This window comes from Streptococcus sp. NM (assembly GCF_003390135.1).
Lineage (GTDB): Bacteria > Bacillota > Bacilli > Lactobacillales > Streptococcaceae > Streptococcus.
In genome coordinates this window covers 746,032-759,631 of sequence record NZ_QUOS01000001.1, presented here as the reverse complement: position 1 = coordinate 759,631, position 13,600 = coordinate 746,032, and the positions used below count along the sequence as shown (strand labels likewise).

The 13,600-nt window shown below is 38.5% G+C and carries 13 protein-coding genes; 7 read left to right on the top strand and 6 right to left on the bottom strand.

Annotated features, from left to right (window positions below):
- Positions 1–15: 15 nt before the first annotated feature.
- On the top strand, positions 16–942 hold the full coding sequence (locus DXN33_RS03890) for a bifunctional riboflavin kinase/FAD synthetase (protein ID WP_115904399.1): 927 nt from the start codon (positions 16–18) through the stop codon (positions 940–942).
- Positions 943–1,025: 83 nt separating this feature from the next.
- On the opposite strand, the gene DXN33_RS03885 is transcribed toward DXN33_RS03890, so the two are convergent.
- The 3 genes from DXN33_RS03885 to DXN33_RS09780 are packed head-to-tail and all read right to left on the bottom strand — an operon-like array spanning position 1,026 to position 2,875.
- On the bottom strand, positions 1,026–1,841 hold the full coding sequence (locus DXN33_RS03885; RefSeq protein ID WP_049551916.1) for a TIGR03943 family putative permease subunit: 816 nt from the start codon (positions 1,839–1,841) through the stop codon (positions 1,026–1,028).
- A complete protein-coding gene (locus DXN33_RS03880) occupies positions 1,838–2,743 on the bottom strand; it encodes a permease (protein ID WP_115904398.1) in 906 nt (301 codons plus the stop codon). Before DXN33_RS03880 ends, DXN33_RS03885 begins: the two co-directional genes overlap by 4 nt.
- The gene (locus DXN33_RS09780) at positions 2,744–2,875 is read right to left on the bottom strand and encodes an SPJ_0845 family protein (RefSeq protein ID WP_060628174.1); all 132 of its coding nucleotides are present in this window, start codon (positions 2,873–2,875) and stop codon (positions 2,744–2,746) included. It lies immediately after the preceding gene.
- 154 nt (positions 2,876–3,029) lie between these two features.
- Here DXN33_RS09780 and DXN33_RS03870 point away from each other — a divergent pair, with 154 nt between their 5' ends.
- The 4 genes from DXN33_RS03870 to DXN33_RS03850 all read left to right on the top strand — a co-directional run bounded on the left by DXN33_RS03870 (position 3,030) and on the right by DXN33_RS03850 (position 6,732).
- Positions 3,030–3,410 (top strand): PBECR2 nuclease fold domain-containing protein, encoded by a 381-nt coding sequence (locus DXN33_RS03870; RefSeq protein WP_115904397.1) that lies wholly within the window; start codon positions 3,030–3,032, stop codon positions 3,408–3,410.
- Positions 3,411–3,835: 425 nt separating this feature from the next.
- Positions 3,836–5,965, top strand: coding sequence for a Tex family protein (locus tag DXN33_RS03860; protein WP_115904482.1), 2,130 nt, complete (start codon positions 3,836–3,838; stop codon positions 5,963–5,965).
- Positions 5,952–6,401, top strand: coding sequence for a SprT family protein (locus DXN33_RS03855; RefSeq protein ID WP_115904395.1), 450 nt, complete (start codon positions 5,952–5,954; stop codon positions 6,399–6,401). Before DXN33_RS03860 ends, DXN33_RS03855 begins: the two co-directional genes overlap by 14 nt.
- 58 nt (positions 6,402–6,459) lie before the next feature.
- Complete coding sequence (locus DXN33_RS03850) at positions 6,460–6,732, top strand: PspC domain-containing protein (protein ID WP_084949699.1); 273 nt, start codon at positions 6,460–6,462, stop codon at positions 6,730–6,732.
- Positions 6,733–6,831: 99 nt separating this feature from the next.
- On the opposite strand, the gene DXN33_RS03845 is transcribed toward DXN33_RS03850, so the two are convergent.
- Together DXN33_RS03845 and DXN33_RS03840 are read right to left on the bottom strand one after the other, a co-directional pair.
- Positions 6,832–7,482, bottom strand: coding sequence for an ABC transporter ATP-binding protein (locus tag DXN33_RS03845; protein ID WP_115904394.1), 651 nt, complete (start codon positions 7,480–7,482; stop codon positions 6,832–6,834).
- Between the two features lies 1 nt (position 7,483).
- On the bottom strand, positions 7,484–9,478 hold the full coding sequence (locus DXN33_RS03840; RefSeq protein ID WP_115904393.1) for a DUF1430 domain-containing protein: 1,995 nt from the start codon (positions 9,476–9,478) through the stop codon (positions 7,484–7,486).
- A gap of 443 nt (positions 9,479–9,921) precedes the next feature.
- On the opposite strand from DXN33_RS03840, the gene DXN33_RS03835 reads away from it, so the two are divergent.
- The gene (locus tag DXN33_RS03835) at positions 9,922–10,680 is read left to right on the top strand and encodes an ABC transporter ATP-binding protein (RefSeq protein WP_000173372.1); all 759 of its coding nucleotides are present in this window, start codon (positions 9,922–9,924) and stop codon (positions 10,678–10,680) included.
- 1 nt (position 10,681) lies between these two features.
- Positions 10,682–12,670 (top strand): ABC transporter permease, encoded by a 1,989-nt coding sequence (locus DXN33_RS03830; protein WP_115904392.1) that lies wholly within the window; start codon positions 10,682–10,684, stop codon positions 12,668–12,670.
- Between the two features lie 194 nt (positions 12,671–12,864).
- On the opposite strand, the gene DXN33_RS03825 is transcribed toward DXN33_RS03830, so the two are convergent.
- Positions 12,865–13,560, bottom strand: coding sequence for a VIT family protein (locus DXN33_RS03825; protein ID WP_115904391.1), 696 nt, complete (start codon positions 13,558–13,560; stop codon positions 12,865–12,867).
- Positions 13,561–13,600: the final 40 nt, after the last annotated feature.

Sequence of the window (13,600 nt, the reverse complement as noted above, 5' to 3'; positions counted from 1 at the left end):
TGATATAATAGTTTCATGATTACAACAGTACCTATAAAAAATGAAAAAGATATTGCAGTACCGGATAAAACAGTTCTTGTATTAGGCTATTTTGATGGTATTCATAAGGGACATCAGAAGCTTTTTGAAGTAGCTAGCAAGGCTTCTATGCAAGATTATCTACCAGTTGTCGTGTTGACCTTTACAGAGTCCCCTAAGCTTGCTTTGCAACCTTACAAGCCAGAATTAATGCTTCATATTGTCAGCCATGAAGAACGAGAACATAAGATGAAATGGCATGGAGTAGAGGCTCTTTTCTTACTTGACTTTAGTAGTAAATTTGCTAGTTTAACGGGTCAAGAGTTCTTTGATACCTATGTTAGAGCATTAAAACCAGCGATTATTGTAGCGGGATTTGATTATACATTTGGTTCTGATAAGAAAACTGCTGATGATTTGAAGTACTATTTTGATGGAGAAATCATCATTGTTCCTCCTGTTGAGGATGAAAAGGGGAAAATCAGTTCTACTCGTATTCGTCAAGCTATTCTTGATGGAGATGTCAGGGAAGCTGGTCATTTACTTGGCACTCCTCTACCATCACGTGGAATGGTTGTTCATGGGAATGCTCGTGGACGGACTATCGGTTACCCAACAGCCAATCTAGTCCTAAGAGATCGAACCTATATGCCAGCAGATGGTGTCTACGTAGTCGATATTGAAGTGCAGCGTAAAAGATATCGTGGAATGGCGAGTGTCGGGAAAAATGTTACTTTCGACGGAGAAGAGCCACGTTTCGAAGTCAATATTTTCGATTTTTCAGATGACATTTACGGTGAAACAGTCATTGTCTACTGGCTGGACCGTGTCCGTGAAATGGTCAAATTTGACTCCGTTGATGAACTGGTAGACCAACTCCAGAAAGATGAAGAAATTGCTCGGAATTGGAAGGATGGAGAGTAGGAAATCGGAGCTTTATATAAAATTATCCATACTTTAGATTTTTATTTCTAAATAGAAAAAGTAGCCCTTTCCAGGCTACTTTTTTAAAACACGCGATACACATAGGGATTCTCTGGTTTATCGACTTTGGTAAAGCTATCGATTTCCAAGGTTGGGAGGTTTTGTTTGAGTTCTTTATGATAGTGATTGACGAGTTTTCCCTTGGCTGTTATCCAAGTATTATTTTCATATTGACGGGTATTTCCCTTGGTCAACAAACCATAGACACCAGAATCTGCGATACAGTGAATAATGCCGAAGCGGAACAGAAATTGGCTATTGGCATGACTGGGGTCGTTATAGACAAAGCCTGTAAACTGGACTGTCTTGCCTTCAAACTCATCTGGATAGTCGTAGATAGCCTCCATGACTTCCATATAGTTTTCGTTAGTAATGTAAATGCTATCTTGGGACAAGTATTTATCCGCCGCCGTTCGCATTTCCTTTTCATAAGCTGATTTTGAAAAATAAGAACTGGTATCTGGTTTCAAATATTGGCTTGTCGTCCCTTCACTTGTCTGAATGGCTTGATCCGTGCCTTCTGATAAGGGGAAATGATAGCCTTTGGCAGAAACGGTCTGAGAATCCAAGCTAACAGTTGGAAAAGTTAAGCCGACGATAATAGGAATAGCCAGAAGAGCAATACTCGTCACCTTCGCCAATCGGCTGTTCAGATGACTATGGGTTTTGACTTGCTTCATCCAGATATACAGTTGAACAATTGCCAAAATAAAGGAAAGTACCATGGAAATATAGGCCAGATAGGAATAGTGCATGTTGATGTACTGGTTTAATTTGCCCGACAGATGGAGATAAATGGTCAGTTCAAAATAGCCAGCTAAAACTAAAAATCGAATCATAGGATGACTCCAATCAAGAGAGAATACACTAAGACGACGAGAGTCACAATCGTAATGAAGTGACTGATAAATCGTGCTTTCAAGTAATTTTTCATCATGAGAATATTTTTGATATCCAGCATTGGACCAATGACGAGAAAGGCCAGAACTGGTGCAAAGCCGAAACTTGAGAGAAGAGAAGCGCCGATAAAGGCATCGGCCTCACTACAGAGCGACAGAAGAAAGGCCAAAAGCATCAAGAGCAGGATAGCAAAAAGAGGGGTCGCACTGATAGAGGTCAGAATCCGAGTCGGAACGTAGACCTGTATAACAGAGGCGAAGAGACAGCCAAATACCAAATAACGCCCCGTATCAAAAAATTCATCAATGGCTTGCACAAAGACCTGAAAAACTTTTTTTGCAGGACTAAAATGAGAAAAATCGTGCTCATGACAGGAAAAACGATTTTCTTTTTGAATCGGTTCTTGCCAGAAAAATCCTAGAAAAATCCCAAGTATCACAGCTACAAGAATGGAACCAAGAGCTCGTAACAGAGCGACGTGGAAGGAGTTGCCAAAGGCAGAATAGGTCGCAAAGAGAACAATAGGATTGATAACAGGCGCTGTTACGAGAAAGGGAACTGCCGTGTAACTGGGCACCTTCTTTTCCAGAAAACGATTGATAATGGGGACGATTCCACATTCACAAGAAGGGAAAAGTATCCCAACGAAGGTGCCAAAAAAGATTCTCCCCCAACGATTTCGAGGGAGAAAATGATAAACCTTGTCAGGTGTGATATAGACCTCAATTAGCCCTGAGACAATACTTCCTATCAGAACGAAGGGTAGGGCTTCAATGATTATAGAGAGAAAAATAGCCCCAGTCTGAAGCACACTAGACGGGAGTTGTTGGAAAGCAGTCATCTAGTTTTTCTTTTCTGCTTTGGCTTTTTTCTCTTTGTCATCAGTGAAAGTGACTTGTTTCAAATCAGGGAGTTTCGCAAATTCTTCAAACATCTTGTCCAAGTCGTCTCGTTTTGTAAATTTTACAGCCATTGGTGTACCTCGATTCTAAATTCTACCTCTATTATACTATTATTTTAAGGAAAAGGGAAAAGTTAAAATTGAGAATCTAACGAATAATAGAGCGTGATATATCCTAATATACACTATGATTGTGATATAATAATTGTGAATAACGGAGGAAATGATGGAACATAAAAAGATCGGTCAGGTTACTGACGAAATAAAAGAAATTTTTAATATTGTTCTTGAAGCTAGTGATATCAAAGTTAACAAAGAAGGTTTAAGAAGTCATATGTTGAAACGGCATCATAATGATGTGATTCATCATATCGAAGATCTGGAACTTATACTAAGTAATCCAGATTTCGTTGGGGTCAATCCTAGAGAGAAAGGCGCCAGTTTTGAATATGTAAAAAGATTTGATAATAATGTTCTTGTTGCGATTAAGTTACATAAAAGTGGTGATTTCTTTTATGTTCCGACCATGTATCGTTTACAAGATTACAAGTTACAAAGTCGTATTAAGTCTGGTAGATTGAGAAAACTTGACAAAAAAAGTAGATAGTGCTAGAATAACATTAACGAAAGATATTTGAGGGCAGAAAGGTTCCTGCCGCACCTTGAAAAAGGTATCTGAGATGCTGGGTACACCGACCAGCCAAGTGTCCGTTATTTCAAAGGAGGGAGCTTAAATGCTCCTTTTTTGTTTAAAATTTCAAAATAGATTACACTCACCGCAGGCTCAGGCTTGCGATTTTTTATTTGCTCTGAAAATTGATTCGTTAACTTCAACAAATAGTTTTATAAAGCGTTTTGTAAAAAATAAAAACAGTGAAATTACTCATAGATTCTTTTGTAATCTAGTAGAATTTTAAATTGAAACCTTCTCAATAAATAGAATATTGAAATGAAGCAAATTTATTTCCCAACTTATGTTTTAAAATTGTAAGAGATAATTTGAATAATATTAGCTTGTGGTATAATAGATTCATGGATAAAAAATATGTAAAAATCTCCCAGGATTTGGGAGTGACGTTAAAGCAAATCGATACCGTTCTAAGTTTGACTGCTGAAGGGGCGACTATTCCCTTTATCGCGCGTTATCGCAAGGACATGACTGGTAGTCTGGATGAGGTGGCGATTAAGGCCATTATTGACTTGGATAAAAGTCTGACAAATCTCAACGACCGTAAGGAAGCTGTTTTGGCTAAGATTCAAGAACAAGGCAAGCTGACCAAGGAGTTGGAAGAAGCTATCTTAGCTGCCGAAAAATTAGCAGACGTAGAAGAACTCTATCTTCCATACAAGGAAAAACGTCGGACTAAGGCAACCATTGCCCGTGAAGCCGGACTTTTCCCACTTGCTCGCTTAATCTTGCAAAATGTAGCGGACTTAGAAAAAGAGGCTGAGAAGTTTGTCTGTGAAGGATTTGCGACTGGTAAGGAAGCCTTGGCCGGTGCAGTTGACATTTTGGTTGAAGCCTTATCAGAAGATGTGACCTTGCGTTCCATGACTTATCAGGAAGTGCTGAGACACTCTAAACTTACTTCCCAAGTCAAGGATGAAAGTCTTGATGAAAAGCAGATTTTTCAGATTTATTATGATTTTTCAGAGACGGTTGGCAATATGCAAGGCTATCGAACCTTGGCCCTCAATCGTGGGGAGAAGTTAGGTGTCTTGAAGGTAGGTTTTGAACATGCGACGGACCGCATTCTAGCTTTCTTTGCTACTCGTTTCAAGGTGAAAAACGCCTATATTGATGAAGTAGTTCAGCAATCTGTTAAAAAGAAAGTCTTGCCTGCTATTGAGCGACGCATTCGGACAGAATTGACTGAGAGGGCAGAAGAAGGAGCTATCCAACTCTTTTCTGACAACCTGCGAAATCTTCTCTTGGTTGCTCCGCTGAAAGGGCGCGTGGTTCTTGGATTTGACCCTGCCTTTCGTACAGGTGCCAAGCTAGCTGTCGTTGATGCTACAGGAAAAATGCTGACGACTCAGGTCATTTATCCTGTAAAACCAGCCTCTGCTCGACAAATCGAAGAAGCTAAGAAAGATCTGGCAGACTTGATTGGTCAATACGGTGTAGAAATCATTGCTATCGGAAATGGAACGGCCAGTCGTGAAAGTGAAGCCTTTGTGGCGGATGTTCTGAAAGATTTTCCTGAAGTCAGCTATGTTATCGTCAATGAAAGTGGCGCTTCGGTCTATTCTGCCAGTGAACTTGCTCGTCAGGAGTTCCCAGACTTGACCGTTGAAAAACGCTCTGCCATCTCTATCGCCCGTCGTTTGCAAGATCCCCTTGCTGAATTGGTTAAAATCGATCCTAAGTCAATCGGTGTCGGCCAATACCAGCATGATGTCAGTCAGAAGAAACTATCTGAAAGTCTGGACTTTGTCGTGGATACGGTGGTTAACCAAGTCGGTGTCAATGTCAATACGGCCAGCCCAGCTCTTCTTTCCCACGTAGCTGGACTTAATAAAACCATTTCTGAAAATATCGTCAAATACCGTGAGGAAGAAGGAAAAATCACTTCACGCTCCCAAATCAAGAAAGTTCCTCGTCTGGGAGCTAAGGCCTTTGAGCAGGCAGCTGGTTTCCTCCGTATCCCAGAAAGTAGCAATATCCTTGATAATACAGGAGTTCACCCAGAAAATTACGCTGCCGTTAAGGAACTCTTCAAACGCTTAGACATCAAGGATCTGAATGAAGAAGCCCAAAGCAAACTCAAGTCCCTTTCTGTCAAGGAAATGGCGCAAGAACTAGAACTTGGTCCAGAAACCCTTAAAGATATCATTGCTGACCTTCTCAAACCAGGTCGAGATTTCCGTGATTCCTTTGACGCACCTGTGCTTCGCCAAGATGTCCTAGATATCAAGGATCTAGTGGTTGATCAGAAGCTAGAGGGTGTGGTGCGTAATGTAGTTGACTTTGGTGCCTTCGTTGACATTGGAATTCACGAAGACGGTCTGATTCATATTTCCCATATGAGTCGGAAGTTTATCAAGCATCCCAGCCAAGTGGTATCCGTTGGTGATTTGGTAACGGTTTGGGTTAAGAAAATTGATACTGAACGTGAAAAAGTCAATCTGTCGCTTCTCGCTCCAAATGAGACTGACTGATTACGTCAAGCAGGTTTCAATAGAAGACTTCGGCAAACCTTTTATCCATCAAGCTCAGTGGAATTCTCGTCTACGTTCGACAGGTGGGCGATTTTTCCCAAAAGATGGGCATTTGGATTTTAATCCTAAGGTTTATCAGGAACTGGGGTTGGACGTTTTTAGGAAAATTGTCCGACATGAACTCTGTCATTATCACCTCTATTTTCAAGGGAAGGGCTATCAACACAAGGATCGGGATTTTAAGGAACTTTTGAAAACAGTGGATGGATTACGCTTTGTACCATCCTTGCCCAATAACAACTCCAAGACTATCAAGATCTATCGTTGCCAATCCTGCCAGCAAAGGTATCAGCGCAAGCGAAGGATTGATACCAAACGCTATCGCTGTGGACTTTGTCGAGGTAAATTACTACTGATAAATCAGCCTGAGGACTGATGAAAGCCTAGCCTACCCGTGATATACTATGTCTAACCTAGTAGAAAGAGGTAAAACCATGAACAGTAAATTTTATAAAATGAGACGAAATCGCATGATTTCAGGAGTTCTGGCAGGTCTAGCAGACAAATGGAACTTTGATGTTACCCTTGTTCGTTTTCTGTTTGCTATTTTTACAGTCGCAAATTTTGGACTTGGGGTGATTATCTATATCATCCTAGCTTCTATCATGCCTACCAAGGAAGAAATCGAAGCAGAAATGTACGGAACAGGCCCACGAAAACGCAAAGAAGCCCAAGCCATTGACGATAATGAAGGCTGGTTTTGGTGAGGTTAATAAGGAAATATTTATTATTTGCACTATTTAAAAGGAGTGACATAAATGACTGAAAACCCCTTGTGGCTATATAGCCACAAGGGATTTTGGTATTTAATTATAATCTGTTTCGTCTTTAGAAAGACGAATTATCTGATCAGCCATTTTCCAAATACTAGGATTGTGAGTTGCGATGATAATTGTTCTATTAGCATTACGAAGTTCAAGGAGAATTTCCATAATTTCCTTGGAATTTTTAGGATCTAGTGAGGCGGTTGGTTCATCAGCTAGAATCAAAGGAGGATTTTTCAGGATAATTTTGGCAAGTGCTACACGTTGAGCTTCACCACCAGATAATTCATAGATTTTTTGGTTGAGACTTAGATAATCCAGTCTTACAGCTTGCAGTGCTTGAAGAAGAAGTCTTTCTTTTTCTTGTTTCTTGTTCTTTTTTTTACCAATCATTCCCAGCTCAAGGTTTTCTCGAATGGTCTGACTTTCTAATAGTCCAAAGTTCTGGAAGAGATAGCCAAGTTCGTTACGATAAAATTCCTCATTTTTTATTGAAGTCAAAGGATTTCCTTTGTAAAATATTTCCCCTTTATCGAAAGTCTCTAGTTTTGCTAGCATATTCAGCAAAGTGGTTTTGCCACAACCACTATCTCCTATCAATGCATACACCATACCACTTTGAAAATTAAGACTCAAGTCTGAAAAAATGACACGAGAACCAAATTGTTTCCAAATATGTTGTAATTCAATCATACTATCCTCCTTTGATGATGCTAGCATAAGTTTTAGTTTCCTTTTTATCACAGATTTTCAATAGAGAAACAGCTAAACCTGAAAAACTGAGAAATAAAATCAGGGTAATCCAGATATTCTTAGAAATAATGAAAGCTAGACTACTTCCGACAAAGAGAGCTATTATTTGAGAAGTGATATATCTACAGTGTAATTCAAAGAAATAATAACCAGCTATTTTTTTCAAGAATATGGTTTTGCGAAAGGCTTCAAAATAGAGTAGATTTAAACTTGTAAACAGCAAAATTGAAGTCAAAATAGCAAATATAGCACTTGCTAAGTTACTAAAAATTTCGATTTTAATTTTTTGATTTAACTGGAGGTAGGTCTCTCTAGCAAAGGATAATCCTGAAATCATAGTATCAAGTTGATAGTACTTCAAAAGTTCTTGTGTTTGCTGTAAATCGGTAAAATAGAGATATTCTAGATTCGTAAACCAAAATATAGAAGAATCTTTTCCAAGTGCCTTAGGAGAAACTACGATAAAAATAGGGGTTGACAACCATTGATCATAAGAAATATGGGTAGTATTATAAATGAATACATCTTTTTTTTGATCAGTATAAGTTATACTAACTTCGACTCTATGCTTTGTATCACTACTGTATAATCGATTAGTTAAATCTTCTTGTATGTTTTGTTTTATTTGTTCCTCATTTTTCTTTTGTTCTTGAGGTAGTATTACAAGAACCTGTCCATCTTTTAGATTATTGATTTTTTTAAAGGTTTCTGATGTTAACTCTATACCTTCTTTTTTGAAGTAGTCAGGTGTTACATAGAGAATATTTTTCCCTTCCAAGTCATAGGGATTTTGTTCAGAATCATTATGAGTTGAAAGAGAATGTTTTATAGCTTGAATAGCGAGATTATGTTTGACTAGAAAGGCATTTCCATTTTCTAAAGAATATTGAATAAAGTCAAACCATTTATTAGCATTCATTTTGAGTTCATCTATATTTTTTCTTTGACTTGAACGACCTGTTTGAAGATTAACAATATTGGAGTGTTGTTTCCAAGTAGCTTGTCCAGCCTCATTTTTCATAAATATATGATGATCAATGGACAAGCGCCCAAATCCTACAATAACTAATAAGATAGACAGAGCTTGACCAAAGTAAAGAATACGTAAAATTGACTTAATTGGTAATTTTCCTTTAATGATAGAGATAAGATGAACTCTTTTTAAAGAAATAGTAAAAAGAAAAGCGATGAGAAGACTTAGCAAGAGAAGCAGGCTATTATAAAAAATAAATAGTATTACTAAAAAAGTCTGAATTTCATAAGGATAGCCTAGGTAAATTACTAAAACACTAGCTATTAGGAAAGCAGGCAAGCCGAAAAGAAGGATATCAAGTCCGTCTCTTATGATAGAACGAAAGAAGAGATTTCTGAGACGTTCTCCATTAATCAGTCTTATTCCTGATTGAGAGAGAGATTGAATCTGTCCGATAACAATAAGTGATAAAAAGGTTAATAAAAAAATGAAAAGACTAGTAAGTTGATTGGGTTGGGCAATGAGGGTCAATACGAAGGAGACTCTATTATTTTCAAATGTATTAACTTTTTCTAGTCCAAGTTGTTTAAGGTGAATAGCTAATTCTTGATTTGTTAGCGAGCCACTGATAATATTGTAATTGTTGAGAAGATTACTTTTATTGATACTTTCTTGACTTGCTTGAGGCATCCAGTCTGGAAGTTTCCCATCTCCAAAAACTTCGTAGTAAGTTTGTGATTTTCCATCACTATCTACTTCCCAAATGGTTCTTGCGATAAGACTATTATGTTCTTTAGCAAGACTATTTAATTCTTCTTTAACGGTAGAATAATCTGCTTGACCGCTTAATACTGCTGCACCTGGGAACAGGATTTGTGGAAGAGAGTCTTTCCAAAAGGACAAAGCACCAATCAGAAAGAGTGCCAGAAGAAGATTGCTGATGAAGAGAAATATACGTTTCATAGGAACCTCTTTCTAAAAAAGAGGGAGATCAACCTCCCTCTTCATTGCAGTTATGCGAATTATAGCTTACTACTTTTTAAAATAAGCACTAAAAACTAAAGTTTTACAAGGTGTCGAAGAAAACCCTTTCATAATTTTATTTTACTCCTTTTTTAAAAATAAAACAAGTAATGATAGGACTTTGTATAGTAGATATTTTCAAAAAATTCTCCAATCTTACAAAAATGTAAGATTAAAGTCTCTTTTGTAAGGTTAGGTTATGGCAAGCAGTCTTTTTTTGATGTAAACTAGACTCATAAAGAACAAAGGAGTAACATCATGAAACAAGTCTTACAGAAGAAAACAAGAAAACCAAGCCACAAAGATATCGAGCGTGTTCAACTGGGATGCGCTATGATGCAAGCGACATTTCATTTGATGGGATATTAAGAAAGGAGATTCTCATGACACTTTTAGATGTAAAACACGTTCAAAAAATTTATAAAACTCGTTTTCAGGGCAACCAAGTAGAAGCTCTCAAGGATATTCACTTTACCGTAGAAAAGGGTGACTACGTTGCCATCATGGGTGAGTCTGGTTCTGGTAAATCAACTCTTCTCAATATTCTAGCTATGCTGGATAAACCAACTCGTGGTCAGGTTTACTTGAATGGAACTGACACCGCAACCATTAAAAATTCACAAGCCTCTAGCTTCCGTCGTGAAAAGCTGGGCTTTGTCTTCCAAGACTTTAACTTGCTAGATACTCTGTCTGTTAAAGACAATATCCTGCTTCCGCTTGTCTTGTCAAGAAGACCTATTACGGAGATGATGAAGAAATTGGTGGTGACAGCTGAGAATCTAGGTATCAACCAATTGCAAGAGAAGTACCCTTACGAGATTTCAGGAGGGCAGAAACAGCGTGTAGCAGTAGCCCGCGCTATCATCACAGAGCCAGAAATTCTCCTTGCGGACGAGCCAACAGGGGCCCTTGATTCCAAGTCATCTGCAGCCTTACTTGATGTCTTTGATGAAATCAATGAGCGCGGCCAAACCATCCTCATGGTAACCCACTCAACAGCAGCAGCTAGCAGAGCTAAACGTGTACTCTTTATCAAAGACGGCATTCTTTACAATCAAATCTACCGTGGAGAGAAGACAGAACGTCAGATGTTCCAAGAAATTTCTGATACCTTGACTGTCATGGCAAGCGAGGTGAATTAGTATGTTTCGATTAACCAATAAGTTAGCGGTATCGAACTTGATTAAAAACCGCAAACTCTACTATCCTTTTGCGTTGGCTGTTCTCTTGGCAGTCACTGTCACCTATCTCTTTTACTCTCTAACCTTCAATCCCAAGATTGCTGAAATCCGTGGAGGAACAACCATTCAGGCTACACTTGGATTTGGTATGTTTGTCGTCACCCTTGCGTCAGCCATTATCGTCCTCTATGCCAATAGTTTTGTCATGAAGAACCGTTCCAAGGAACTAGGAATTTATGGCATGTTGGGCTTGGAGAAGCGTCATCTTATCAGTATGACCTTTAAGGAGTTAGTGGTATTTGGGATTCTAACTGTTGGAGCGGGTATCGGTATTGGAGCCTTGTTTGACAAGTTAATTTTCGCTTTCTTGCTCAAACTGATGAAATTGAAGGTTGAGCTGGTCGCTACCTTCCAAATGAATGTTGTCATTGCAGTACTTGTTGTCTTTGGATTGATTTTCCTAGGCCTCATGTTCCTGAATGCCCTTCGAATCGCCCGTATGAATGCCCTCCAGCTTTCTCGTGAAAAAGCTAGTGGTGAGAAAAAAGGTCGTTTCCTACCTCTACAAACTATTCTTGGTTCCATAAGTTTAGGGATTGGCTACTATCTTGCCCTTACTGTAAAAGATCCTCTCACAGCCCTAACAACCTTCTTCCTAGCTGTTTTACTGGTTATCTTTGGTACTTATCTATTGTTTAATGCAGGAATTACCGTTTTCCTCCAAATCTTAAAGAAAAATAAGAAATACTATTACCAACCAAATAATCTTATCTCTGTTTCCAACTTGATTTTCCGTATGAAGAAAAATGCGGTTGGACTAGCAACTATCGCGATCTTGTCAACAATGGTTTTGGTAACCATGTCAGCAGCGACAAGCATTTTCAATGCCTCAGAATCCTTTAAAAAAGTGATGAATCCGCATGACTTTGGCATTACTGGACAAAATGTTGAAAAAGAAGATTTGGACAAACTCTTGAGCCAGTTTGCAAGTGACAAAGGTTATAGTGTCAAAGAGAAAGAAGTGCTTCGTTACAGTAACTTTGGTATTGCAAATCAAGAAGGAACCAAGTTAACTATTTTTGAAAAAGGACAAAATCGTGTCCAACCTAAAACAGTCTTCATGGTATTTGACCAAAAAGATTATGAAAATATGACTGGTCAAAAACTGTCTCTATCAGGAAATGAGGTCGGTCTCTTTGCCAAAAATGACGGACTGAAAGGACAGAAAGCTCTAACTCTAAATAACCATCAATTTTCTGTAAAAGAAGAATTTAATACAGATTTTATTGTGAACCATGTCCCAAATCAGTTTAATATTTTTACTACTGATTACAATTACCTTGTTGTACCTGATTTACAAGCATTTTTAGATCAATTTCCAGATTCGGCTATCTATAATCAGCTTTACGGTGGTATAAATGTAAATATCAGTGAAGAAGAACAACTCAAAGTCGCTGAAGAATATGAAAAATACTTACAAAAGTTTAATGCTCAATTAAACACTGAAGGTAGCTATGTGTATGGTAGCAATCTAGCAGATGCTAGTGCTCAAATGAGTGCCCTCTTTGGTGGTGTCTTCTTTATCGGTATTTTCCTATCCATTATCTTTATGGTCGGAACCGTTCTGGTCATCTATTACAAACAAATTTCTGAAGGCTATGAAGACCGTGAGCGCTTTATTATCTTGCAGAAAGTTGGTTTAGATCAAAAGCAAATCAAGCAAACCATCAACAAACAGATTTTAACTGTTTTCTTCCTTCCTTTGCTTTTTGCCTTCATACATCTAGCCTTTGCCTACCATATGCTTAGTCTGATTTTAAAAGTGATTGGTGTAATAGATACGAATATGATGTTGATCGTGACCTTGTCTATCTGCGCTATCTTCCTCATCGCCTATGTGCTGATTTTCATGATTACTTCAAGAAGTTATCGCAAGATTGTCCAAATGTAAAAAAAGATACCTCGACTTCAACATCGAGGTATTTCTTGTATTTTATACTCAATGAAAATCAAAAAGCAAACTAGGAAGCTAGCCGCAGGTTGCTCAAAGCACTGCTTTGAGGTTGCAGATAGAACTGACGAAGTCAGTAACCATATATACGGCAAGGCAACGCTGACGTGGTTTGAAGAGATTTTCGAAGAGTATTAAATGCTGAAAAGTTGTCCTAGCAGAAAGGTAACTCCCATAGTTAAGAGGCCAATAGCCAAGTTTCGAATCATAGCTGTTTTGGTTGGGGCTTTTCCAAGTTTGGCACTAGTGTAACCAGTGAGAAGAAGAGCCACACCGACGATAAGGACAGTAGCAGGTATGCGGTATTCACTTGGGAAAACGGTAATTGAAAGCATTGGTGGTAAGCTACCAAGGAAAAAAGAAATAAAGCTAGAGATAGCAGCATGCCAAGGATTGGTAAACTCTTCATACTCAATCCCATATTTTTCCTCTACCAAAGCCTTAAGCGGATTATTTAAAAAGGCCTTGTTGGTGAGAAGTTGGGCTGATGTTTCACACTCACCATTTTGAATATAGGCAGCATAGAGGGAATTTTTGGCTAGTTCCATATCCTGATCTAGCAAGACTTGCTCACGCGCAACGGCTGCTTCCTCAGTATCTTTTTGAGTTGAAACGGACACATATTCTCCACCAGCCATTGAAAAGGCACCAGCTAAGATAGCTGCAAATCCTGATAAAAAGATAATCCAGATATTGCTTGTAGCACTAGCAACCCCGATAACCACACCAGCAATGGAAATAATTCCATCATTGGCACCAAGAACACCCGCTCGTAGGATATTTAAACGACCCGCAAAATTTGAATCAATTTCGTGATTTGTTTCTGACATATTATTCTCCTTTTTATCCAGTATAAAGGAAACAGATAAT